The following is a 21,735-nucleotide window of genomic DNA, read 5'->3' on the forward strand; positions in this document are numbered from 1 at the left end:
TATTATGACAATTCCTTAAACATCAGGGCATTTATGACGTTATGGAATAAACGTGTTGTAATAAATTCATCATAATGGGAATTACAGTAAACCGAAAACAGATATTTTTTAAGCCTAAAATGGATCGGGTGTTAGCCCGTAGGTTTGTCCTGTCCATAGATCGGTCTAAGAAAATTGTCGGCCGGGTATTGGCGATGTCTGCCGAGCAGAAGTCCAACCTGGTGACCCAAATCCTGAGGAACTATGCCCGCCGGCATCGCAGCATCTTACGGGTGCTGGATCGTAACTTTGATTACGTGGAACCTGTGTTGAAAGAACTCAAAATTGATAAGCAAAGCCTGACAGATGTGGATAAGCTGCTGATCGGGTCCTATTTTACTATGGAATATTCCATTGAAGCGGCGGCCTATTTTAACCCATCTATTATCTTGTCGCCCGATCAATCGCAAATTCACGAAGGGGAAAAAAGGATTATCATGAGCTTTAGAGCCGTAGGGGAAGGGCACCTCTCTTCGATTGTGTTCCGATCGGCCATTATCGACAAGGACCTCAATATCCACCTGGATGAGGTCGGGGGATTATTGGATAAACCAAAACACATTAAAAACCATCGCTACAAAAGGGAGGAATTTTTGGAGAAACTGGTCGAGCTCCATAAGCCGGAGAATGGCATTATGGAAGTCATACAAAACAAGCTTACAGAAACTTTCACTTACGATGAGTTGCAGCGTTTTGTGCGCGAGATGATTGAAGACCATGACCTGACCCATGATGATGAAATCCTGATGCAACAAATGCTGTGGATTGCCTCCTCACATTATGAAATTTCCTACTCCTTGGACACCTCTATATCGGAACGGGTGATTTTCCCGATTAGTGATACCGAGAAAAACGGTATCGAGGACGCACGATTTGTACGCTATGTCAATGAAAAAGGGAAGGTTACTTACTACGCCACCTATACGGCTTATGATGGCCATTCCATTCTTCCCAAACTGTTATCGACCAAGGATTTTGTCAACTTTAAGGTGCAGCCCATCAATGGGAAGATCGCCAATAAAGGGGCGGCCCTGTTTCCGCGAAAAATCAACGGGAAATACGCGATGCTCTGCCGCATTGATGGAGAGAATAGCTACATCACCTTTTCGACTTCCCTCACCAACTGGCATGAGGAGATTATTTTAGTGGCCGAGCCTGAATACCCATGGGAATATATTCAGGTTGGTAATTGCGGTTCACCCCTAGAAACGGAGGCCGGCTGGTTAGTGATTACCCATTCGGTGGGACCCATGCGCGAATATTCCCTAAGCGCTATTTTATTAGACTTAAACGACCCGACCAAGGTCATCGGAAAATTAACTCGGCCCTTATTATTCGCCAATGAAGAAGAACGGAATGGCTACGTACCGAATGTTTTATATTCTTGTGGGCAGATGATTCATAATAACCAGCTTATCTTACCCTATGCTTATTCCGATCAGGAATCGACCTACGCAACGATTTGTTTAAACGAACTCTTAGCGGCATTGCAAGATGGCGAGCAAGAAATGCCACCCAGCAGCAACAGCAAAAAAGAACCAGCAAAAAACATTTAATTGAGAATGGATGTTATAACCCCTATAAACTAAAATTACGATGCTATGAAAAGAGAATTGTTAAGCAGCATGCGTCCATGGACGCTCTTCATGTTTGTTTTTTTATCCCTGCAATCTTTTGCACAAGAAAAGGGACTAGACATTAATGTGGATATTGATAAGGGTGATGACGGAAATCTATTTGCCAAACCTTGGGTATGGGTAGTAGGAGGCGCCGTATTTATTTTATTACTGGTCGCCTTATTAAGAGGTGGCGGCGCAAAGAAATAATTAAAATAAGCAGCGAGGTAGCCTGGGGAAAGAGCACAGCAAAATGTCGTTCTTTTCTTGGGCTATGTTAGTAAACTGCGGCCCGCCTTATATTGCGTGCCGGCAAGTATTGTCATCCTGAGCGGATTCGAAGGTCTGGTACGTCAATACATTCAAGCATAACTAATACGTTTATTAAAAATGTATTGTAAAAACATGTCATTACTAGCTGTGTCCAACCACGAACGACAAGTACGACAGTGTGTTCAAGCATTCTTAATGTACTTAATTAACTGTTATTGATGTGATGATATCAAAATGTGATTAACAATTTTCATCTACTGATGTCAAACACTTTGACGAAGCTATCAAAGACATATTGCTGTAAGACACTACTATTAAGAGCGATATGCATGATTGATTGCACTGACGTAGCAGTCCTTCGAATCCGCTCACGATAACAGCACCATGAGAACTCTAACCATACTTCAAAAAATCACCACCCTTCTAAACCCCTTTCTCACCCCTATCACTACCCATTGAAAAGTGTTGAACAAGGGAAGTGCAAAAGCACAACAAAATGTCTACAAGAGTTCACCGCCGAACTACATTATTGTCCTTTTCACTAGTATACTCTCTCTTTCCACTATCGTAAACTAAATTCTATTTATTAAATTTGGCCATAAATCGCTATCAAATGAAAGTTCCGGAGTTATACAATCGGCAAACCAAGAAAATAGAACTGGAGAACACTTACAAGGTGAATGGGTTGGCCTTTTTGTACAAAAACACCTTAGGCAGGGCATTGACCAAATCGTTGTTGAATAAAAGCATGGTATCGAAAGCCTATGCGCGTTACGTGAAGTCGCCAAAAAGCTTAGGGCAGATTCCAAAATTTATCGACCATTATCAAATCAATACCGAGGAGGTGAAGGAGCCTATCCATTCCTTTAAATGCTTTAATGATTTCTTTATCCGCGAGCTGAAGGAAAATGCACGCCCGATTGATAACGAGCCGTCGCATTTGATATCACCTGCTGATTCCAGGTTAATGATCTTCGATCTATCGGAGGCCAGCAATATTCCGGTAAAGGGCTATTGGTATAGCTTGGAAAGTTTATTGAAGGATGAAGCCTTGGCTGCCGAATATGCCGATGGCTGGTGTTTTGTGTATCGTTTGGCGCCGAACGATTACCACCGCTATAGCTATATCGATAAAGGTACACAGGATGGTGTTCGTCGCATAAAAGGGGTGTTGCACTCGGTGCATCCTTTGGCTTTGGCCGAAACGCGTGCTTTGATTGCGAAGAACTACCGGGAACTGACCATATTGCATACCGAAAACTTTGGTGATGTATTGCACTTGGAAGTTGGTGCATTGCTGGTGGGTAAGATCATCCAAGGTCACGATGGCCCCTATAGCTTTGAAAGAGGCGAGGAGAAGGGTTATTTCGAATATGGCGGATCAACTGTAGTACAGATCTTTAAAAAGGACAGCATTCAGCCCGATGCAGATATTTTGGCCTATTCCCAAAAAAGAATAGAAACCCTGGTGCAGCTAGGGGAAAAGGTGGGGCTAAAAGCAAACTAACAAAAAAGTACTTGACCGCGGTCAAGTACTTTTTGTTATACTGTTAATAACACTCGGAAACCGCGTGCGGCGTAATAGGATTCAGCACCATTATGGTAGGTAAACACACGGTTATAACGTCGGTCACCAAACAGAGCTCCCCCTAAGGTGCGAACGGCATCTGGCGTTTTTAGCCAGGACGAAGTCTTCAAGTCATATTTCCCGGTTTCCTGTAGCTGTTGGTATTGGGCTTCATCCAACAGGCTTGCGCCCATGGCCTCAGCCACGGCTACTGCACTATTCTTGGGCTTGTGTTCTTTTCTGGAGGCTAAGGCTTCAGCATCATAACATAAGCTACGGCGGCCTTTAGGGCTTTCCGCAGCACAATCTACAAAGCCATATTCATCCGTTTCTTTATTGTAAAATAAAACATCTGGTTCCCCTTCGGTTTGCTCCATTTCCATTAAGGAGGCCAGTTTGTCGGGATGTGCTTCAAGTTTGGCTTGTACTGCAGTCCATTGCAGGTCAGGATGTCGTTCTATATGTTTTTCAAAACGCTTTTGCAGGACTTCCAATAGGCCGGCGCATTGTTCAATTGAGAGTTTTTTCTTTTTCATAGTTGTTTATCAAGTATTGGGGTAAACAATACCCATGCAAATTAGTTTTAATCTGCCATAAATAGAACAAGGGGATTCAGATTTTCCTAGGTTCAGGTATGTTTGGGGATCCATTTTCGGATATCCATCATCAGCTTGGAGTTTAAGACATAGTTTTTCAACAAAGAAACCCGATAGCAGGTGCGCAATTTGAAATTGGCAATTAGCGCATTATAACCCCGAGGTGGTTGAGCGGCGATATGCAAAGCCGATTTAAAGGTTTCAAAATTATAACTTTCCTTGAGGTACGTTTCTTCCTGCATCAAAAGGTGGAAGGCCAAGGACAAAAAGGCCGGGTTCCTATGGGGCAGATCTTCGAAATATTTATAATAAGCGCGTTGGAAGTCCTCTTCCCTGAGGCATTCATGCGTAGATAGTTGGTTTTGAATAAAATTAATATAGCGTTCTTGTAGTTTGCAATAGGTTATTTTCTGTTTCTTATCGAGGTTTCGGCCTAAAAAAGACATCAGAAAGATGACAGAACAGATGCAAAGGCCATAGAGGAGCACCCCTTGCAAAATATACACCAGGATATTCGTTTGTAATAGACGAATGCAGGCTTCTGACAAAACCTGAATGGTGCCTAAAGGAATAGCATACAGAAATTCCATAGTGCTTCGATTTTACTAATAGTATAGTACCAAATACAATAACAGGTGCAACCAGCTTTGGGGGCCTGACAACAAGAGCTATCATACAATTGTGTGAGCGGAACTAGGTTCCAAGGTCGATTTATTTAGTGTGATTTATTCGACTAACCAAATATAAACAATATTGTCTAAAGTTTAATAATTTAACCATCGGACAATTGGCGGACAAATTTTATGCCTTAATTCCATATTTGCCTATTTTGGTGAACAAAAAGGGACAAAGCGTGCAAAAATATTGTTTTATTGTTCGTGTAAATTAAATTGATAATTTTCTATATTGCAGATAATGAGCTTTTTATGCCATTTGTATACCCTTATGTTGTTTAAATCCTATAGATTATTGTATCTTCGATTTAAATCACACGAAATCTTGTAAAGAGATACTATTATTTTAATAACTGATGTTTAAACAATTATCTGTTTATGCTTTCCTTCTATTGCTATTTGGGGTAGTTATACCTGGCTATGCACAGCACCGAAAAAGTAAAACGAACGGCTCTGTAAGTAATTTTATTGAGCGGGAAGGGAATTATAAAGCAGATACCTTGGCTTTAAAGGAGTTTTTGACCCCTTTGCGTCAACAGGTGCTGAAAGCTTCGCCAAAAATGCAATCCTTGGTATATTATGCTTTGATGGGCAGGGGGATAGCACGGCGATTTAATAGTTTGAACCCGTATAGTGAGCGTTATTTTCAGTTAGCGCTCGTTAAAGCCCGCGAAACCGAAGACCCCGGCCTTATTGCTTTGGGCTCAGTTGGAGTTCGCAAAGTATTACTATCAATTTGTGCAGTTAGAGAAATCCTTGCCCTATTTTATGGCGGCCTCGTTTAAAATCGGGGAAATTTCGCCTTCGACTTTGCTCACCCCTGATGATTCTTACCGTGCCCTAGGCTATTTTTTTGGTACCATTGGCGAGTATCAAGATGCGGTGGCTTATTTAAAAAAGGCCCTGCATTACAGTGCTGCAGGCAGCAATAAACGAGCGACCTTGTTGGATAATTTAGGACTGTATTATTTGCAGGCACGAGATACGGCCATTGCTTATGGCTATTTGAAGGAGGCCGAAACGCTTGCGGAAGCCCAAAAAGACGAGCTTCGTTTGGCTAAAGTGAAAGGGAATTTAGGTCAGATTGCGCTAGGAAAAGGCCTGTTGGATTCCGCCATGGCTTACGTGGAGGAGGATATTCGGTTGAGCCAATTGGTAAATGATGGGGCAAATGTTTGTTTTGCCGGTGTTCTAAAAGCGAAAATTTATGCTGCGCAACAGAATTGGCCAGCCTTGCAAAAGACCCTGGAATGGCTAAGGAGTATCTTACCGACGATTCGCTATAAAACCGAGGTGTGGATAGAAACAGAAAAGCTAAAAGTACTCCTGGCTGCACAATTGGGCGATAAGTACATGGAATTGGATGCTAGACGGAGCTTATCCATTTTGCAAGATAGCATTGATTTTGGTGAAAACTTCCATGCCATACAACGTACTAAAATTCAGGTGGCGAAGGAACGTTTTCTAAACGAAAGAAAAATCAGTAGTCTTAAAATGGATCAGCAGAAGACGTTGCGGATCATGTTTATCATCATTATCTGTCTTTTGCTGGTGATTTCCTGTATTGCCTATATCGATTCAAGGCGGAAGCAACGTATCCGTTATAGTCGCTACGAACGCAAGGTGCTGGCTTTCCGTATGGAAAAATTGCTGCTCGATCAGAAATTGGAACGCACTAACCGAACCATGGACAGTTATTTGAAATACCTCGAGGAGAAGAATAGACAGATTGAAGGCTTGCAAACGGAAATAAAACGGATAAACCTTTCTAAATCGGCTTATATTGAAGAGAAAAATGGAAAGCTGAGGCAGGTTTTGTATTCGCATGTGATGACAGATGAGCATTGGAGGAAGTTTAAGCAGCTGTTTGAAGAGAAATTTCCTTCTTATTACGGTCAGATGCGCCGCGATTTCTCGGACCTCAGTGAGAAAAGTATTCGCTTTATTGTTCTTCAGAAACTGGGATTAAGCTCGCATGAAACGGCGAATGTGCTGGGGGTTTCCTTGGAAGCCGTCAAGAAATATAACCAACGACTGCGAAAACGCTTTGGCGAAGAATATGAAACCGTCATGGAATTAATTTCATAGATTTTATTGTAAATTGCAATAAAGAAATATCAAATGAAGGTTTTCTATAGTTTATTACTTGTTTTGGGCCTGACTGTAGGGCAGGCACATGCCCAAAGGAATCAAAATAACGGTTGGATTTTTGGCCCTAGCTTGGGCTATCAGTACCAAAGTGGAAGTTTCCTCAAGGCTTCCGGTTGGGGGCTGTTTGCAACCAACCCTTCCCAATTCTTAAAAATCGATGCTGGCGCTAATTTTACCTGGATGATGGATAAAACCACCGTTATCCCCGAACTTGGCCTGACCTATTACCTGAATAATGTGGCAATTTGGCCATTTATTAAGGGTGAGATAACCCCTTATACAGCAACTGCTAAAGCTGGAGTAGGGCTGTTCAATCTCTTGGAATTCGCCGCGGGTTATGGTTTCGATATCAACACAAAAAAGGATTTTAAACCTATTGATGGCTTTACTTTTTCCGTAGGGGTGAATATTCCGCTGAAATTCCATTTGTAGGGAAGGGTAGTGCTTATGCTAACCAGGACTTAAAGGCTTGCACCCTTTCTCGGCTGACGATGGCATCGCTGGCGGGGTTGTGGTTAAAAATAATCCGTAGCCTTGAATTGGAGTGGATGGCAATGCTTTTTATGCCACGATGCTGCACAATATAGCCTCTGTTTATCCGGAAGAATAATTCAGGATCTAATTGTTTTTCCAATTGATCTAACGTATAATCTATTAAATAATTTTCTCCTGATTTTCCATAGCAATAGGTGCCTTTGTTGGCAGCATAAAAGCTCTCTATTTCTTCAATGCTGATTAGTTTTAACTGTTGACCTACTTTAAAGGTAAATCGGGTACTTCCACCCAAGTCAAACTACCATCCAGCCGGAAGATAATAGCTGATATTGCTATTGAGATATATATTATTCTCGTGGATACTGGTTTTGACGGATTGATCATAAGCTATGGCATAATCTTCAAAAGCAAAGCGTTCATCGCTGTATGCGGCATATAGATTGAAGAAATGCTTGTCGCTTTTAGTTCGATAAATGGCTTCGGCATTGGTTTGTTGATAAGGTTTTTCCCAAACGATGTCCTGTGGGATGATCTTTAAATAGGGCCCCAGATTGCTGTAGGTTCCATTGATACTGAGTGAGCTGTTTTTCCAGGTTTGGCTGTTGCTGAGACCAAGGCCAATGGAAGAAAAGGATAAGTCGGTTTTGGGTTCAGCGAGTTTCACATCCGTGCTAAGGTTTAATATACTGGATAGAGCATTGCCAAATTCTGCTGAATAGCCTCCTGTAGAAAAATTGGTGCCCTTAAAAAGGAAGGGCGAAAAACGACCCCTTACAGGCACTCCATTGGCCGATGCCGTGTAGGGTTGGGCAACCCGAAATCCATTAATATAGGTTTGGGTTTCCCAAGGATCTCCTCCGCGAACCATCAATCGTCCGTTTTCACCAGCAATCTGAGCACCGGGAAGCTTTTCTAATGCTGCGATAATATTGCCCATACTTCCAGCAGTAGTCACAATATCTAAAGGAGATATGGCTGCATTTGCTTGTTGACCTACTTTGAACTGTCCGGCACGAATAAGCACTTCTTCAATAGCCTGCTGATCTGCTTGAAGGATAATGGTTAGATAGATGGAGTCTTTAAGATCGATGGATGCTTTTTGGGGTTGAAGGCCAACGGCGCTAATGAGTAAGGTTTGAGGCCCCTTAAGGGCACTGTTAAAATGGAAAAATCCTAAACTATCGCTACTGGCACCGTCATAACTACCCGAAATAAAAATATTGGCAGCGCTTAATGGTTTTTTGTTTTTCTGAAGGATTCGTCCAGAAATGAGGGCCTGTTGACTGCTGGCAACATATGGAAACAAGAGAAAAATAAGAAGGATAAAACGCATGGATTGTTTTTTTGAGGAATTTAGGAACAGCTTACTCGGTTTGAAATTATTTGTAGACCAATTGACGAATAAGGGAGATAGATTGGGTAAATCGGTTAGGGAAGGTTTTTGTACATTTGCCTATCAATACCTGAAACATGACTTCTTTTCGCAACTTGCATCAGCCTACCGGCAGAACCATTCACATTGATGGTCAAGATTACGCCTTCTTCGGCGGAACGGCATACCTCGGCTTGTTGGATAACCCGGCCTATATTCAGCTTTATAAGCAAGGAATAGATGCTTATGGCCTAAACAATGGTACTTCCAGAACCAATAATGTGCAATTGGGAATTTACGAAGAAGCCGAAAAGCATATGGCGCAGCGCTTTGGCTTTGAAGATGCGGTATTGTTATCTTCGGGCTATCTGGCCGCGCAAGCTGTGGTACGATCTTTAGCGAAGATAGGTCAGGTGTTTTATGCACCCGGCAGTCATCCGGCTTTATGGTTGGAAGAAAATCATTCCGAAAACCGAAGCTTTCAGCAATGGAAAACCGATGTTATCCAGGAAATCCAGGAATCCGCAGGGTCGCAATTTGTGATTATCTCCAACTGTTTGGATAATTTAACTCCGGAATTATTTGAATTTTCTGATTTTCGGCAGCTCCCGAAACATAAAAAAGTGCTGTTTATCTTGGATGATTCCCATGGAATCGCTGTTTTGGAAAAAAATAGGCCCTCGGTTGATACTGCAGCCTTTGAATCGGAAAATCTGGAGCTTGTTCTATTAGCTTCCTTAGCAAAGGGAATGGGAACCGATGCTGGTGTTATCTTGGGGCCGGAGCGTTACATTCACCTGATTCGCAAACATCCTATCTATATGGGGGCTTCGCCGAGCGCACCGGCAGCCTTATTTGCCTTGCTAAAGGGGCAGGAAATTTATGAGGCAGCATTCGAGCGTTTGCATGAAAATATAGCGCTAGCGAAAGACTTATTCGCGCAAGCGAGGTTACAACAGGTGCCGCGGTTTCCGGTTTTTACCTCAAAAGAACCTGGATTATACCGAGCCTTGCTGAAAAAGAAGGTGTTAATTTCGAGTTTTCCCTATCCCTTACCGACCAGTCCCTTGTTAAATCGTATCGTGATTTCAGCACTGCATTCGAAGGAAGGTATCCAAGCATTATCTGAAATATTGTTGTCACAAGATGTATTAATTCTTTGATTGTCAATAAAATAATTGTAGCTTTGCAAGCCTTTTGAAATGTAATATTGGGGAATTTTAGACTAAATACTTGAATAGTAGGAATTTGGTCTGTAAAAAAACATAAAAATATTTCCATTACTCATTTTAAAAGAATACTTTTGCATCCCCAAAAGGGCAAAGATGCCAAGGGTTTAGAATAATTAGAGTAAATATAGATATGACTAAAGCAGAAATTATTGCAGAAATCTCTAACAAAACTGGTTTAGAGAAGGTTGATGTACAAGAAACCGTTGAAGCATTCTTCAAAGTGGTTAAAAACGCAATGGTAGGTGGAGAAAATGTGTACGTTAGAGGTTTTGGAAGCTTTGTGGTAAAAAAGAGAGCGGAAAAAACAGCACGTAATATCTCTAAAAACACAGCTATCATCATTCCTGAGCACTTCGTGCCTAGTTTCAAACCTGCAAAAGTTTTTGTAGAAAAAGTTAAAAACGGGAATAAAAAATAAGTATTCGATTCATGAAAAATACCAAGAAAATCCAAATCATCGTTGTTGCAGCAGTCGTCCTCATTATGGGATTCCTTGTGTTACGTCCGGTGAAGGGCTTGGTTGATCAAGAAAAAGATACCGCAGGTGCCGCTGAGTCTTCAGCTGCCCCTGCTCAACAAGTGAACCTGAGCACGGCCTCCGAAGCTGCAAAACGCGGCTTAAACCCTTCCCTATTAGCAGAAATCAACGACTTGGAAGCAAAAGCTGAAAAAGCCGATGGCCAAGAAAAAGTAGATTTCTACCAGCAATTGGCCAATAAATGGAATGATGTGGAAAAATTTGCCCCTCAAGCATTATTGTATGAGGAAATGGCGAAAATTTCTCCTAAATTCGACTATTGGTTAAAAGCAGGAAATGCTTACCGTAAAGCGTATACTAACCTTCAAGATAGTACCATGGCCAAAGCGCTGAATCAGCAGGCTATTGTAGCTTATGAAAAAGCAGTAGAACTAGACGGTGCAAATTTGGATGCCAAAACAGGATTAGGAGCTGCTATGGTTACCGGAACAAACAATCCGATGGCCGGAATCGCTATTTTACGTGAAGTAGTACAAGCAGAACCTAAAAACTTAGAAGCGAATAAAACATTAGGTCTTTTCTCGCTACAATCTAGACAGTTCGATAAAGCTATCGAACGCTTTAAAACGGTTGTAGAACAAAAACCTGATGCTGAATCATACTTCTATTTAGCCACTGGCTATGAAAATATAGGGATGAAGAACGAAGCTATCGCTGCGTTTCAAAAAAGCAAAGAAATGGCCGCCGATCCGAGTCTCTCCCAGTTCATCGATAGACGTATCGAAGAGCTAAGTAAGTAATTAACACATTAGTAATAATCATTTAAAAACATTAAAGCTATGCCAAGCGGAAAAAAAAGAAAAAGACACAAAATGGCTACTCACAAGCGCAAAAAACGTTTAAGAAAAAATAGACACAAGAAAAAATAAGCTGTAAAGCTTTTTTCTAAACATATGTGGATACAATCTATGATAGTATATTCATCATAGATTGTTTTTTCATTAAACGGTTTTTTGTTTAACCGGACACCATACGTTGTGGAGCGAGTTCACAACCGTCCTTAATTTATTAGCTGTTGGTAAAGGAATTAATTATCGATTCAGTCCCCGATAAGGGGGTGACTATTGCTTTACTACAGGATAAGCAACTGGTTGAGCTCAACCGAGAGCAAGCAGACAATAACTACGCGGTAGGTGATATTTACTTAGGGAGAGTAAAGAAAATCATGCCGGGGTTAAACGCTGCATTCGTAGATGTAGGCTACGAAAAAGATGCATTCTTGCATTATCTGGATCTCGGACCTCAAGTTCAATCCTTGCTTAAACTTACCAGAGTGGTAAAGAATGGCAGTTATCAAGAGAAACTGCTCAATAGTTTAAAACTTGAAAAGGACATTGACAAAGCAGGTAAGATTTCGGACATATTAAGCCGAAATATGCTGTTGCCCGTGCAAATAGCAAAAGAACCCATTTCTACCAAAGGCCCACGGTTAAGTTCTGACTTATCCATCGCCGGCCGTTTTGTAGTGCTGGTTCCTTTCTCAAGTTCGGTTTCCATTTCCAAGAAGATAAAAGGCAGCGCCGAAAGAAACAGATTAAAGAAAATCGTCGAAAGTATTAAACCGCCAAACTTCGGGGTAATCATTCGCACCGTTTCTGAAGGTAAAGGAGTAGAAGAAATGCAAAAAGATCTACTCGACCTGATTTCTAAATGGGAACTATTTACCAAACGCCTTAAAACAGCTGAACCCCCTCAAAAAGTACTTGGGGAAATGGATCGCGCCTCAACAATATTGCGCGACATCCTTACCGATGAATTCTCCCATATCTATGTTAACGATACGGATATTTTCGAAGAGGTCAAATCATATATCAAGGAGATATCTCCTGACCTCGAAAAGATAGTCAAGCACTACAAAGGTAAAGAGCCTATTTTCGACCATTTTGGGGTAGAAAAGCAAATTAAGGCGTCCTTCGGCAAAACCGTCAATTTACAGGGTGGTGCCTATTTGGTCATCGAACATACCGAAGCACTGCATGTGATTGATGTGAACAGCGGAAATCGCATTGCCAACAAGGAAAATCAAGAAGATAACGCCCTTATGGTAAATAAGGAAGCGGCAAAAGAAATTGCCCGTCAGCTTAGGCTGCGGGATATGGGCGGCATTGTTGTAATCGATTTTATCGATATGCACAAAGCCCCTAACCGAAAAGAATTATATGGATTCTTAAAAGAATGTATGGCCAGTGATCGGGCCAGACATACGATTCTCCCTCCTAGTAAATTTGGATTAGTACAGATTACTAGGCAACGCGTTAGACCAGAAATGAGCATTGTGACGAATGAAAAATGTCCGGCTTGTGATGGCACTGGCGAAATTAGATCCAGCATCGTCTTACTGGACGATATTGAAAACAATTTAAGTTTTATTCTACAGGAACAAAACGAAAAAGGCGTAACGCTATGTGTTCACCCTTATATCGCAGCCTATATTACAAAAGGGCTGATTTCCCGAAGAGTGAACTGGTTTTTCAAATACGGAAAATGGATTAAAGTGAAGGAAATGAGTTCCTACTATCTAACAGAATTCCACTTCTTTAATGCCAAAGACGAAGAAATTAAATTGTAAGAAAGCGACCCTCGGGTCGCTTTTTTTAGTTATAAAGATTTAGATTTAAGCTATTCACTCTTGTTTATCCAATGTATCTTAAGACCATCTTTTTCCATCTTCCGGAAATAGGTCATTTGTCGTTTGGCGAAACGGTGGATCTCCGTTTGCAGTTTTTGTTGAAAACCTGTTTTATCCAGTTCGCCGAGGAGATACATCGAACCATATTTATACTCCAAGCCAAACCATTGGATTTGCTCATGACTAAGTCCTTTATTTAGGAGTCCTTGAATTTCATCGATTAAGCCTTCATCTATTCTTTTCTCCAATCGGATATCGATACGGGTTCTGCGTTCAGCAAGATCAGGGTTAAGTCCCAGGATGAGGTAATCGAAATGAGGTTTCGCTGCTGCTTTTGGCAAGGGATGGGTTTTCAGGTATGCTACAATTTCTAGGGCACGAACTAAGCGTTTATGATTGTCCCAATCGATCTGGAAATCGGCAGGAATCGCTTCCTGTTTTAGGCGCGCGATGAGTTCTTCCTTGGTAAAACCGCGATGTTCCACATGAAAATCCTCCGATTTCGGGATATGGCTATAGGGTTGTTCTTGCAATAACGATTGGATGTAAGAGCCGGTGCCGCCACATAAAATAGCGAGTTTCCCTTTTGCTTTAATCTTTGCAAAAGCCTCCTGAAAATCTTTCCTAAATGTTTTTACCTCATAATGGGTATCTGGAGGGATAATATCTATTAAATGATAGGGAATGCCGTCGTATTCTTGCAGGTCTTTTCCGGTGCCAATGTCCAAACCTTGGTATACCTGGCGGGAATCGGCGGAGATAATTTCCCCATCCAGTGCCTTTGCCAGCTGCACGGCCAGCTTGGTTTTCCCCGAGGCTGTGGGGCCAAGGAGGATACAAAGAAAATCAGGCGAAAGATGTTCTTTCGCCCGATTTATAAAACTGATAATATCTTGAACGTTGTTTAGATCACAAACTTGGTCCATTTTTCGTTGCTTTCGTTGCTTTTTACCACCGTTTCGATGAAGGCCATGCCGCGAACCCCGTCATATACATTCGGGAAGTCCTGCTCCTCAGGACTTGCTGTGCGACCTTCCATCTTCGCGGAAACCGTTAAGGCGAAGTTACGATAAATATTCGCGAAAGACTCCAATAGGCCTTCCGGGTGCCCTGCAGGGATACGGGTATTATGGGTAGCAAAACTACTTAACGTAAAGGGCGCTGCATAGGCATTTCCCGTACGGTAGTATTGTCTTGGCTGATCCAGCATTTTAATAATCAGGTTATTCGGGTCTTCGTTTGCCCATTCCAAACCGCCTTTTTCACCGTATACACGAATACGCACAGCGTTTTCCTCACCTGCAGAAATCTGCGAAGCCATTAAAACACCCTTGGCGTTGTTTTCAAAATGTAACAATACCGAACCATCGTCATCCAATAAACGGCCTTCCACAAAGGTGGTTAAATCGGCACAAACTTCTTGAATCTTTAATCCCGTTACGTATTCAGCAAGGTGGGCAGCATGCGTACCAATATCACCCATGACCAACGACTTTCCGGAACGCTTCGGATCGGCGCGCCAAGCGGCACCGGCGTTTCCTTCACGCTCGCTTAAGCGGCTTAACCAGCCTTGCGGGTATTCTACCACAATTTTACGAATCTTACCAAAATGGCCTTCTTTCACCATGGCTTTGGCTTGTTTCACCATCGGATAGCCCGAATAAGTATGGGTAAGGCAAAGCGTTCTGCCGGTTTTCTCTACAGTGGCCTGTAATTCTTGCGCCTCTTCTAAGGAAACGGTCATTGGTTTTTCCACAACCACATCGAAGCCGTGTTCCATCGCCATTTTCGCAGGCTCGAAGTGTAAGAAGTTAGGCGTCACGATGGTCACAAAGTCCATACGTTCACCTTCCGGAAGCTGCGCTTCCTTTTCTATCATTTCCTGGTAACTGCCATATACGCGATTCTCGGGAACAAAAAGATCGCGTGCTGATTGCAGCGAAATCTCTGGGTTCACGCTAAACGATCCACAAACTAATTCTATTTTTCCATCCATAAAGGCAGCAATACGGTGAACGGCGCCAATAAAAGCGTCGTTTCCTCCGCCGACCATGCCCATGCGAAGTTTTCGTTTCATAAATGAGTGTATTTCGATTGATTAAAGAATAAATATAGTAAAATCTTGAAGGATTTATAGGTACAGCACTAATTTTGTACTTCCACTATTGTAATGAAGATAGCCGTCCGGCGCTTTTTCCATGCATGTTTGAATGTCCTGCGGGCTGTGGATGGGTATCTGGTTTTGATCTGTTATCCAGAACTGCTGCGGAGCTAGCGTTTTTTCTATATTAAACCCAATGCCCTGCAAAGAAGAGTCCTGCGTCCAATCCAAGTCTACATAAGTCATGATATCTTGCGGATTGAAATCCGCCACCAAACGCTTGATAAGCTTAGATAGTCCGCCAACCACTAGCAGGTCACCTTTATGACAGAAGCGAAGGAGTTCGAAAGAGCGATAATCAGTTCCTTTTTCGGGCATGCGCCTTCCTCCGGCAAATACGGCAACAGAAACCAGCTCTCCTGCCAAAAATAGTCCATAGCGATATTTTCCCGGAAGGGCTACTTGCAGGTGCTGTTCCTGCAGAAACTCCAGTACCATGCCCTTATCAATACGCGCAACAACGGTATCTCGCGCATAGATCCGACGGCCTTGGCCGGCTTGTACTTTTAAACGTGCAAAAAGCTTCTCAGGCATGCGTCGTATTTGCGCCTCCCGCAGATGGATGGTTTTGTCGCTACTTCCTGTTTGTGTAGGGCTATCGGAATCGGGATAATAATGGATATGAAAGGGGAGGCCTTCTGCCTGAATGAGGCTATAGGATGCAAAATCCCTGCGCATAGGTTTAAAACCTAATGATTCCTCAAGAAATGCCATTAATGCATTTAATCCACCCTTATTCATGCTGCAAAATTAGGCTATTTGCGAACAATATCGTCCATTCCTATAATTATTAATAACTTTGCAGGGTAAAATATAATAAATGAAATTACCTATAGTAGCGTATGGCGACCCGGTTTTGCGCAAGAAAGCCGAAGAAATAGACGAAGATTATCCAGCATTAAAAGGCTTAATTGCTAATATGTTTGAAACGATGTATGCGGCAAATGGGGTAGGCCTTGCAGCACCACAGGTTGGCTTGCCAATCCGTGTTTTTGTAATCGATGCCTCTCCTTTCGGGGAGGACGACGAGGATGGACCAGGCGATCCTACAGCAAAGGATTTCAAACGGGTGTTCATCAATCCGATTATGGTGGAGGAAACTGGGGAAAAATGGCCTTTTTCAGAGGGATGTTTAAGTATACCTCATATCAATGAAGAGGTGTTGCGCCCGGAGCATATCGTGATTAATTATTTGGACGAGAATTTTGAAGAGCAAGAAGAGGAGCTGACCGGTTTAGCGGCCCGCGTGGTTCAGCATGAATACGATCACATCGAAGGTAAATTGTTTATCGATAAATTAGGGCCTTTGCGCAAAGCGATGTTGAAAGGTAAGTTGGATGCCATTTCAAAAGGGCAAATCCGTGTAGCTTATAAAATGAGCTTCCCGCAATTAAAGAAGAAACGATAATCGTTCTTACATACAAGAAAGCCAGATCAAAAATCTGGCTTTTTTTATGTTTCTTTTTCTTCTACCGGAGGCACGCTAGGCAGAGATAAATTATAACGCACCGATAAAAAGCGGATCAGGAAAACCAGACTGGCGCTTATAAAGGCATTGAAATTCTCAGAAATTGGTGTCATATGCAATAGCACATAACAGATGGCGCCGGCCAAGCATGCTGATGCGTAGATTTCCTTTCTTAATATCAAGGGGGTTTCGTTCATCAGGGTGTCGCGGATTACCCCACCCATACTGGCAGAAAACATACCCAACATAACAGCGGCCATGGCCGAACTTTCATAACTTAACGATTTTTGAACCCCTACAATAGTGAAGAAGCCGATACCGAGCGCATCAAACAGGAAGAGTGTGCGCGCAAAGCTATAGAGATTTTTATTGAAGAGCACCGATATTAATACCCCGGTAAAGATGGCCAGTAAATAATTGCCATCCTCCACCCATACCGGGCGTATATTCAGGAAAACATCTCGTAGGGAACCGCCCCCAATGGCGGTAACAAATCCCATAAAGGTGGCGCCAAATATATCAATTCCCTTTCTGTTGGCGGCCATGGCGCCGGAAATTGCAAAGACCATCGTTCCTAATAAATCGATGCCATAGATTAAATCCATATACTGCTTGGTTAACAGCTACAATAATACAAAATTTATTAAAGGGCTAAATGGCTTTTTACGGCTTAGGCTAGGAGTAAAATCAAATAAGGAGCCGGCTAGGCTCCTTGACTAAACAACAAAACATAAGATAGGGTTAAGCTGCAAGGCTGCAGTTTCTTCATTATAATTCCGTGGAATTTTGTAATGCTTTCAATTCCTTTTCTTTCTTTTTCCACTCTTCACTTTTGAAATACTTATCAATGTCTTTTCCGGTTTCTTCAATTTTTTTAATCTTTTCTTTCCATTCCGGCGATTCAAAATAGGCTTCTACTTTACTGGCTTCACGTTCTATTTTGGCTATTTTCTCCTTCCATTCCGGCGAGTTGTAGTATTTTTCAATTTCTTTACCCTGCTTTTCAATTTCCTTCATTTTTGCTTTCCATTCCGGGCTGTCGAATTGCGCCTCAATCTTTTGAGTCATTTTTTCTATTTTCTCCTTCCACTCTGGCGAATTGAAATGCTCTTGGATGGATTGTGCATTTTTCTCAATGAAGGCCATTCGCTCCTTCCATTCCGGTGAATTGAAATGCTTTTCTATGTCTTTAGATTGTTCCTTAATGCTCTTTAGTTTAGCTTGTACCTCTTTTGGTAGGGCTAAACTATCTGCCCTGCTGTTGACGATGACCTGCTGTGTTTTTACCTTTTTCTTTTTCGTGGTATCCTGCACAGGCGCTAAGGCAGCTAAGGGTACAAGGGGAGCCTTTACTGTTTGCAACTGTACTTTTTCCGGTTCTGCTGCCTGCAGTTCCTGGCTTGGTAATAGCCAGACTAGGCTGATTAAAGCAACGGAGCTGATCAATAGGGCCAGCAATTGTTGCTTTACGGAGATGTAATTTGTTTCCATTTTGGTGATGCGTTTAATGCGTTTAAATAGGTTATTTCTGCCTGTTGCTGCCATGCTTAATGGGTGATTTTTTTCCTGACGAAGGGTTTCCAGTTCCACCAGTGCATGCGCATAGGTTAACGGTTTGTCTACCAATTCCAGCACCATATCGTCGCATGCATGTTCACGCTCGCGCTCCATGATCTTCGAAAAGGCCCAGGTAAACGGATTGAAAAACAACATGGTTTCTATGGTTACTTTAATTAGGTTTAATAAGTAATCTTTTCTTTTAATATGCGCCAACTCGTGTAGTAGGATGGCCTCAACTTGTTCAATAGCCATCTGATTAGCGTAGGCCAGCGGAAAGAGCACCATTGGTTTTATAAAGCCGATGGTAATGGGCACACTGATGCGCTGCGATAAAAACAAGGGTACATAGCCTGATATGCCCAACAATGCTTTTGTTTTTTCAAATTGTGCCTGCCAATCCAATGGGCTGCCATGGAGTCCTTTATATTTTAGCTTACGCAATTGTAGGTAGCTTCTTGTTAATAGCAGCGTGTGAATGCCTAAACCTAATAGGTATATAATAAAGAGGTAAGGGAAGAGACTCTCTAAGGCGAAAGCATGCTGAGGCACCTGTTGCAGGTACTGAGCCATCAAGTCTGCATGGATGGTTAGGCTATCCGTTTCCGCCAAGGGTAGTTGGTAATAATAAGAAAAGCTGCTTATAAAACCGACAACCATTAAGCCCTGAAAAATAAAAGCCAAGTTAAATTTTCCGCGAGCATGCATCTTTGGTAGGGCAAGCATGGCTATACATAAGAGTATATACAGAATGGCACCTTGCCATATGGAGTGAAGCATGCTCCACCCGATGGCGGTAATGGTTTTGTAGAGGAGGATTTCCATGATTAATTATTTTCTAAGGATTTTAAGAACGCCTTAATTTCTTCTATTTCTTTTTTGCTGGTTCGCTCGTTGCCTAAGGCCTGCATCACCAAGCGAGCCGTCGATCCATTATATACGGTGTCGATCATCTTATCTAAAAACTGGTTCTGGGTATTTTCCTTGCTGATCAACGCTACGTAGATATGCGTTTTGGAAGAGGTATCCCGGTCCACCATGCCTTTTTCATGCATAATCTGCATCAGCTTCAGAATGGTGGTATAGCCCACATCCTTTTTATCGAGCTGTTCAAATACTGTACGTACGCTGGAAGGTCCCTGTTTCCATAATACCTGTAAGATTTCCATTTCACTTTCCGTTGGTTTCATTGCTTTCCTTTCTTTATCTACGAATTGTTTCGTAATCAAATGTACGAAGGTTTTCGTAATATCAAAATATTTTTTAGTTTTTTTTATTTCAAACAAAAGTTGGCTCTGGAAAATCTAGATTGGTCACATATATGTCAGTTCTTAAGTTGTATTTTCTTGCCATTTGCTTTTTATTATTTTAATAATAAAAAGCGACGACAATTTTATTATTCTTAAATAAGCCGGACATTGAGCGAGCGAAAAAATCCTTAGAATCGTTCGATGATAAAAAAACCAAAAGTTAAGGCTCGAATTTTTATGAATTAATCTAGTAAAGGTATTGATAATAAAAAAGGGCCTAAAAATTTTCTACCTACCAACAACCTATTAATCAAACTGTAACCAATTAGAATTGGAATTAATAAAGAGTTTTCGGATTGTTTCACAATATTTTATCAAGTTTGAACTATCAAATAATTGCTATATATTAATATAATAGGAATTTGTGAATTATTAACATAGATCAATGGTTTTCCTTTAAGGAACGGTTAGCTTTGTATTATATAAAAAGGAGAGTATAATGAATTTAAAACATGTAGAAAGGATAATTAGGCCTGAATTACCCCATTTTGTAGGTGACGGATTTAGAGTTCATAGTTTTATTCCATCAGCGATTCCAATGGAAAGAATGGATCCCTTTATAGTATTTGATTATAATTCAAAATATAATTTTCCAGCAAGTGAGATCCCAAAAGGAGTAGGAGTACACCCGCATCGCGGCTTTGAAACTGTGACATTAGCTTACAAAGGCAAAGTAGAACATGCTGATAGCAGTGGTGGTGGAGGAATTATCGGTGAAGGTGATGTGCAGTGGATGACGGCTGCTTCCGGCGTATTACATAAGGAATTTCATGAATCGGATTGGAGCAAAAAAGGAGGTGAATTTCAAATGGTACAGTTATGGGTTAACCTCCCTTCTAAATATAAGATGTCTTCTCCAAAATATCAGGCCTTAGAAAATAATTCGATTCCAAAAGTTGAAGTGGATGGAGAATTAGGATTTATTGAAGTGGTCGCAGGTGAATTTAATGGTGTACAGGGTGCAGCGAGCACATTTTCTCCGGTGAATTTGTTTAATGCCAAATTGAAAGCTACGGCAAAGGTTCATTTTGAATTACCAGAAAATTATAATACTGGCTTGTTGATTTTGGAAGGTTCTGTTGTGGTCAATGGACATGCTGTTGCTACGGATCATTTTGTTTTGTTTGAAAACAGTGGACAAAGGATAGATTTGGATGCGGTTCAAGATGCAGTTGTTCTTATTATAAGTGGTGCGCCTATAAATGAACCTATAGTAGCATATGGTCCATTTGTGATGAATACAGAGGATGAGGTTAAACAAGCATACCGGGATTTTAAAGCCGGAAAGTTTGGATATCTGAAAGATTAGATTTCACCCGACTTTGAACATAGGAAATTCTTATGAGTTCGTTAGGGCCACTTATTTGTTCTTTTAGATAAAATAGTCATATCCAGTTTACAAAAATGCGTTTAACCGTTTTTGTTCAATTCTTTTTTTAATTCAAATTTCGAAATTTGTTATATAATCGACCAAAATAAAAAAGGTTATACTATCTATTAATGTTGTGTAGTTTATTTCCAGGTTGTCATAATGCATTGTTTCATCTAGTAGAAATGATGGTTTTATCCTTCGATTTTAGTTGAGAGTTCTGTTCTGCGTTCCATCTATTTTGGAGAGATAGGGGAGGGACTTCTGGATTATAAATTAGAATCTAAGTTAATCTTTAATGATAGGGTAAGATTTAATTATATTATACAACTTTTAGTAAATTCTGTGATTCGTTTGCTAAATGTACTGTAGAGAAAATAATTGGGAAATCCCTCCCTTGGTTAACCCTTTACGCACTCACATCTCCTGTCTGCTAAATTTATCACGCAATGTCCTAGCGAGTTACGCTATTTCCACAAAAATACTTTGCTGTATCTCTTGGAAGTGAAGGTAATTTGTCCCTATCTTTGCACCACTCCGCAAGGGAGGGACGGCTGGAATCAGCCATGACAAACAGAAGGGAATGGGCCGTTGAGACTAAGCAATTAGGAGCAACACACACCATACAAAAAGAGCCTCAGAAATTATTTTAAAATAAATTTTGCAGAATCAAAAAAACCTTCTACCT

The 21,735-nt window shown here is 41.4% G+C and carries 22 protein-coding genes; 12 read left to right on the plus strand and 10 right to left on the minus strand.

Annotation, left to right across the window (positions count from 1 at the left end):
• The first annotated feature begins 74 nt into the window (after positions 1 to 74).
• The 3 genes from GQF63_RS18585 to GQF63_RS18595 all read left to right on the plus strand — a co-directional run bounded on the left by GQF63_RS18585 (position 75) and on the right by GQF63_RS18595 (position 3,435).
• The gene (locus tag GQF63_RS18585; RefSeq protein ID WP_160370756.1) at positions 75 to 1,595 is read left to right on the plus strand and encodes a glycoside hydrolase family 130 protein; all 1,521 of its coding nucleotides are present in this window, start codon (positions 75 to 77) and stop codon (positions 1,593 to 1,595) included.
• Between the two features lie 45 nt (positions 1,596 to 1,640).
• Positions 1,641 to 1,865 (plus strand): hypothetical protein, encoded by a 225-nt coding sequence (locus GQF63_RS18590; protein ID WP_160370757.1) that lies wholly within the window; start codon positions 1,641 to 1,643, stop codon positions 1,863 to 1,865.
• Positions 1,866 to 2,541: 676 nt separating this feature from the next.
• Positions 2,542 to 3,435 (plus strand): phosphatidylserine decarboxylase, encoded by an 894-nt coding sequence (locus tag GQF63_RS18595; protein ID WP_160370758.1) that lies wholly within the window; start codon positions 2,542 to 2,544, stop codon positions 3,433 to 3,435.
• Positions 3,436 to 3,470: 35 nt separating this feature from the next.
• Here the strand turns inward: GQF63_RS18595 and GQF63_RS18600 are convergent, their stop codons facing one another.
• Both GQF63_RS18600 and GQF63_RS18605 read right to left on the minus strand, forming a co-directional pair.
• Positions 3,471 to 4,031 carry a DUF4256 domain-containing protein gene (locus GQF63_RS18600; RefSeq protein ID WP_160370759.1) on the minus strand — a complete coding sequence of 187 codons (561 nt, stop codon included), beginning with the start codon at positions 4,029 to 4,031 and terminating at the stop codon, positions 3,471 to 3,473.
• A 92-nt stretch (positions 4,032 to 4,123) separates the two neighbouring features.
• Positions 4,124 to 4,681: a hypothetical protein gene (locus tag GQF63_RS18605; RefSeq protein ID WP_160370760.1), complete on the minus strand. Its 558-nt coding sequence runs from the start codon at positions 4,679 to 4,681 to the stop codon at positions 4,124 to 4,126.
• A gap of 440 nt (positions 4,682 to 5,121) precedes the next feature.
• Between GQF63_RS18605 and GQF63_RS18610 the strand changes: the two genes are divergently transcribed.
• The 3 genes from GQF63_RS18610 to GQF63_RS18620 are packed head-to-tail and all read left to right on the plus strand — an operon-like array spanning position 5,122 to position 7,348.
• Entirely contained in the window at positions 5,122 to 5,550 is a 429-nt protein-coding gene (locus tag GQF63_RS18610; protein WP_160370761.1) for a hypothetical protein, read from the plus strand.
• Positions 5,504 to 6,853 (plus strand): tetratricopeptide repeat protein, encoded by a 1,350-nt coding sequence (locus GQF63_RS18615; protein ID WP_160370762.1) that lies wholly within the window; start codon positions 5,504 to 5,506, stop codon positions 6,851 to 6,853. Before GQF63_RS18610 ends, GQF63_RS18615 begins: the two co-directional genes overlap by 47 nt.
• Before the next feature lie 33 nt (positions 6,854 to 6,886).
• Positions 6,887 to 7,348: a hypothetical protein gene (locus GQF63_RS18620; RefSeq protein WP_160370763.1), complete on the plus strand. Its 462-nt coding sequence runs from the start codon at positions 6,887 to 6,889 to the stop codon at positions 7,346 to 7,348.
• A 13-nt stretch (positions 7,349 to 7,361) separates the two neighbouring features.
• On the opposite strand, the gene GQF63_RS18625 is transcribed toward GQF63_RS18620, so the two are convergent.
• Both GQF63_RS18625 and GQF63_RS18630 read right to left on the minus strand, forming a co-directional pair.
• Entirely contained in the window at positions 7,362 to 7,703 is a 342-nt protein-coding gene (locus GQF63_RS18625; protein WP_160370764.1) for a LytR/AlgR family response regulator transcription factor, read from the minus strand.
• A 6-nt stretch (positions 7,704 to 7,709) separates the two neighbouring features.
• Positions 7,710 to 8,744 (minus strand): TonB-dependent receptor, encoded by a 1,035-nt coding sequence (locus GQF63_RS18630; RefSeq protein WP_160370765.1) that lies wholly within the window; start codon positions 8,742 to 8,744, stop codon positions 7,710 to 7,712.
• A gap of 137 nt (positions 8,745 to 8,881) precedes the next feature.
• Here GQF63_RS18630 and GQF63_RS18635 point away from each other — a divergent pair, with 137 nt between their 5' ends.
• The 4 genes from GQF63_RS18635 to GQF63_RS18650 all read left to right on the plus strand — a co-directional run bounded on the left by GQF63_RS18635 (position 8,882) and on the right by GQF63_RS18650 (position 13,122).
• Complete coding sequence (locus GQF63_RS18635) at positions 8,882 to 9,946, plus strand: aminotransferase class I/II-fold pyridoxal phosphate-dependent enzyme (RefSeq protein WP_160370766.1); 1,065 nt, start codon at positions 8,882 to 8,884, stop codon at positions 9,944 to 9,946.
• 199 nt (positions 9,947 to 10,145) lie between these two features.
• On the plus strand, positions 10,146 to 10,433 hold the full coding sequence (locus GQF63_RS18640) for an HU family DNA-binding protein (protein WP_149527532.1): 288 nt from the start codon (positions 10,146 to 10,148) through the stop codon (positions 10,431 to 10,433).
• Between the two features lie 11 nt (positions 10,434 to 10,444).
• Entirely contained in the window at positions 10,445 to 11,293 is an 849-nt protein-coding gene (locus GQF63_RS18645; protein WP_160370767.1) for a tetratricopeptide repeat protein, read from the plus strand.
• A gap of 275 nt (positions 11,294 to 11,568) precedes the next feature.
• Positions 11,569 to 13,122, plus strand: a complete 1,554-nt coding sequence (locus GQF63_RS18650) for an Rne/Rng family ribonuclease (protein ID WP_160370768.1) — start codon at positions 11,569 to 11,571, stop codon at positions 13,120 to 13,122.
• A gap of 50 nt (positions 13,123 to 13,172) precedes the next feature.
• Here the strand turns inward: GQF63_RS18650 and miaA are convergent, their stop codons facing one another.
• The 3 genes from miaA to GQF63_RS18665 are packed head-to-tail and all read right to left on the minus strand — an operon-like array spanning position 13,173 to position 16,084.
• Complete coding sequence (gene miaA / locus GQF63_RS18655; RefSeq protein WP_160370769.1) at positions 13,173 to 14,108, minus strand: tRNA (adenosine(37)-N6)-dimethylallyltransferase MiaA; 936 nt, start codon at positions 14,106 to 14,108, stop codon at positions 13,173 to 13,175.
• The gene (locus tag GQF63_RS18660) at positions 14,087 to 15,259 is read right to left on the minus strand and encodes a Gfo/Idh/MocA family protein (RefSeq protein ID WP_160370770.1); all 1,173 of its coding nucleotides are present in this window, start codon (positions 15,257 to 15,259) and stop codon (positions 14,087 to 14,089) included. The genes miaA and GQF63_RS18660 overlap by 22 nt, the downstream gene beginning before the upstream one ends.
• Positions 15,260 to 15,313: 54 nt before the next feature.
• On the minus strand, positions 15,314 to 16,084 hold the full coding sequence (locus GQF63_RS18665) for a hypothetical protein (protein ID WP_212592656.1): 771 nt from the start codon (positions 16,082 to 16,084) through the stop codon (positions 15,314 to 15,316).
• Between the two features lie 79 nt (positions 16,085 to 16,163).
• Here GQF63_RS18665 and def point away from each other — a divergent pair, with 79 nt between their 5' ends.
• Entirely contained in the window at positions 16,164 to 16,751 is a 588-nt protein-coding gene (gene def / locus GQF63_RS18670; protein WP_160370772.1) for a peptide deformylase, read from the plus strand.
• Positions 16,752 to 16,795: 44 nt separating this feature from the next.
• Here def and GQF63_RS18675 read toward each other — a convergent pair whose 3' ends face one another.
• From GQF63_RS18675 to GQF63_RS18685, 3 genes are all read right to left on the minus strand, one after another.
• Complete coding sequence (locus GQF63_RS18675; protein WP_160370773.1) at positions 16,796 to 17,416, minus strand: trimeric intracellular cation channel family protein; 621 nt, start codon at positions 17,414 to 17,416, stop codon at positions 16,796 to 16,798.
• Positions 17,417 to 17,579: 163 nt separating this feature from the next.
• Complete coding sequence (locus tag GQF63_RS18680) at positions 17,580 to 19,193, minus strand: M56 family metallopeptidase (protein ID WP_160370774.1); 1,614 nt, start codon at positions 19,191 to 19,193, stop codon at positions 17,580 to 17,582.
• Between the two features lie 2 nt (positions 19,194 to 19,195).
• Positions 19,196 to 19,558 carry a BlaI/MecI/CopY family transcriptional regulator gene (locus GQF63_RS18685; RefSeq protein WP_160370775.1) on the minus strand — a complete coding sequence of 121 codons (363 nt, stop codon included), beginning with the start codon at positions 19,556 to 19,558 and terminating at the stop codon, positions 19,196 to 19,198.
• A gap of 559 nt (positions 19,559 to 20,117) precedes the next feature.
• Between GQF63_RS18685 and GQF63_RS18690 the strand changes: the two genes are divergently transcribed.
• Positions 20,118 to 20,987 (plus strand): pirin family protein, encoded by an 870-nt coding sequence (locus GQF63_RS18690; RefSeq protein ID WP_160370776.1) that lies wholly within the window; start codon positions 20,118 to 20,120, stop codon positions 20,985 to 20,987.
• The last annotated feature ends 748 nt before the right edge of the window (positions 20,988 to 21,735 follow it).

This window comes from Sphingobacterium humi (assembly GCF_009768885.1).
GTDB lineage: Bacteria > Bacteroidota > Bacteroidia > Sphingobacteriales > Sphingobacteriaceae > Sphingobacterium > Sphingobacterium humi.

Excerpts from the sequence above, each read along its gene's own strand:
- GQF63_RS18585 (WP_160370756.1), top strand. The coding sequence starts at position 75 with ATGGGAATTACAGTAAACCGAAAACAGATATTTTTTAAGCCTAAAATG.
- GQF63_RS18590 (WP_160370757.1), top strand. The coding sequence starts at position 1,641 with ATGAAAAGAGAATTGTTAAGCAGCATGCGTCCATGGACGCTCTTCATG.
- GQF63_RS18595 (WP_160370758.1), top strand. The coding sequence starts at position 2,542 with ATGAAAGTTCCGGAGTTATACAATCGGCAAACCAAGAAAATAGAACTG.
- GQF63_RS18600 (WP_160370759.1), bottom strand. The coding sequence starts at position 4,031 with ATGAAAAAGAAAAAACTCTCAATTGAACAATGCGCCGGCCTATTGGAA.
- GQF63_RS18605 (WP_160370760.1), bottom strand. The coding sequence starts at position 4,681 with ATGGAATTTCTGTATGCTATTCCTTTAGGCACCATTCAGGTTTTGTCA.
- GQF63_RS18610 (WP_160370761.1), top strand. The coding sequence starts at position 5,122 with ATGTTTAAACAATTATCTGTTTATGCTTTCCTTCTATTGCTATTTGGG.
- GQF63_RS18620 (WP_160370763.1), top strand. The coding sequence starts at position 6,887 with ATGAAGGTTTTCTATAGTTTATTACTTGTTTTGGGCCTGACTGTAGGG.
- GQF63_RS18630 (WP_160370765.1), bottom strand. The coding sequence starts at position 8,744 with ATGCGTTTTATCCTTCTTATTTTTCTCTTGTTTCCATATGTTGCCAGC.
- GQF63_RS18635 (WP_160370766.1), top strand. The coding sequence starts at position 8,882 with ATGACTTCTTTTCGCAACTTGCATCAGCCTACCGGCAGAACCATTCAC.
- GQF63_RS18640 (WP_149527532.1), top strand. The coding sequence starts at position 10,146 with ATGACTAAAGCAGAAATTATTGCAGAAATCTCTAACAAAACTGGTTTA.
- GQF63_RS18645 (WP_160370767.1), top strand. The coding sequence starts at position 10,445 with ATGAAAAATACCAAGAAAATCCAAATCATCGTTGTTGCAGCAGTCGTC.
- miaA (WP_160370769.1), bottom strand. The coding sequence starts at position 14,108 with ATGGACCAAGTTTGTGATCTAAACAACGTTCAAGATATTATCAGTTTT.
- GQF63_RS18660 (WP_160370770.1), bottom strand. The coding sequence starts at position 15,259 with ATGAAACGAAAACTTCGCATGGGCATGGTCGGCGGAGGAAACGACGCT.
- GQF63_RS18665 (WP_212592656.1), bottom strand. The coding sequence starts at position 16,084 with ATGAATAAGGGTGGATTAAATGCATTAATGGCATTTCTTGAGGAATCA.
- def (WP_160370772.1), top strand. The coding sequence starts at position 16,164 with ATGAAATTACCTATAGTAGCGTATGGCGACCCGGTTTTGCGCAAGAAA.
- GQF63_RS18675 (WP_160370773.1), bottom strand. The coding sequence starts at position 17,416 with ATGGATTTAATCTATGGCATCGATTTATTAGGAACGATGGTCTTTGCA.
- GQF63_RS18680 (WP_160370774.1), bottom strand. The coding sequence starts at position 19,193 with ATGGAAATCCTCCTCTACAAAACCATTACCGCCATCGGGTGGAGCATG.
- GQF63_RS18685 (WP_160370775.1), bottom strand. The coding sequence starts at position 19,558 with ATGAAACCAACGGAAAGTGAAATGGAAATCTTACAGGTATTATGGAAA.
- GQF63_RS18690 (WP_160370776.1), top strand. The coding sequence starts at position 20,118 with ATGAATTTAAAACATGTAGAAAGGATAATTAGGCCTGAATTACCCCAT.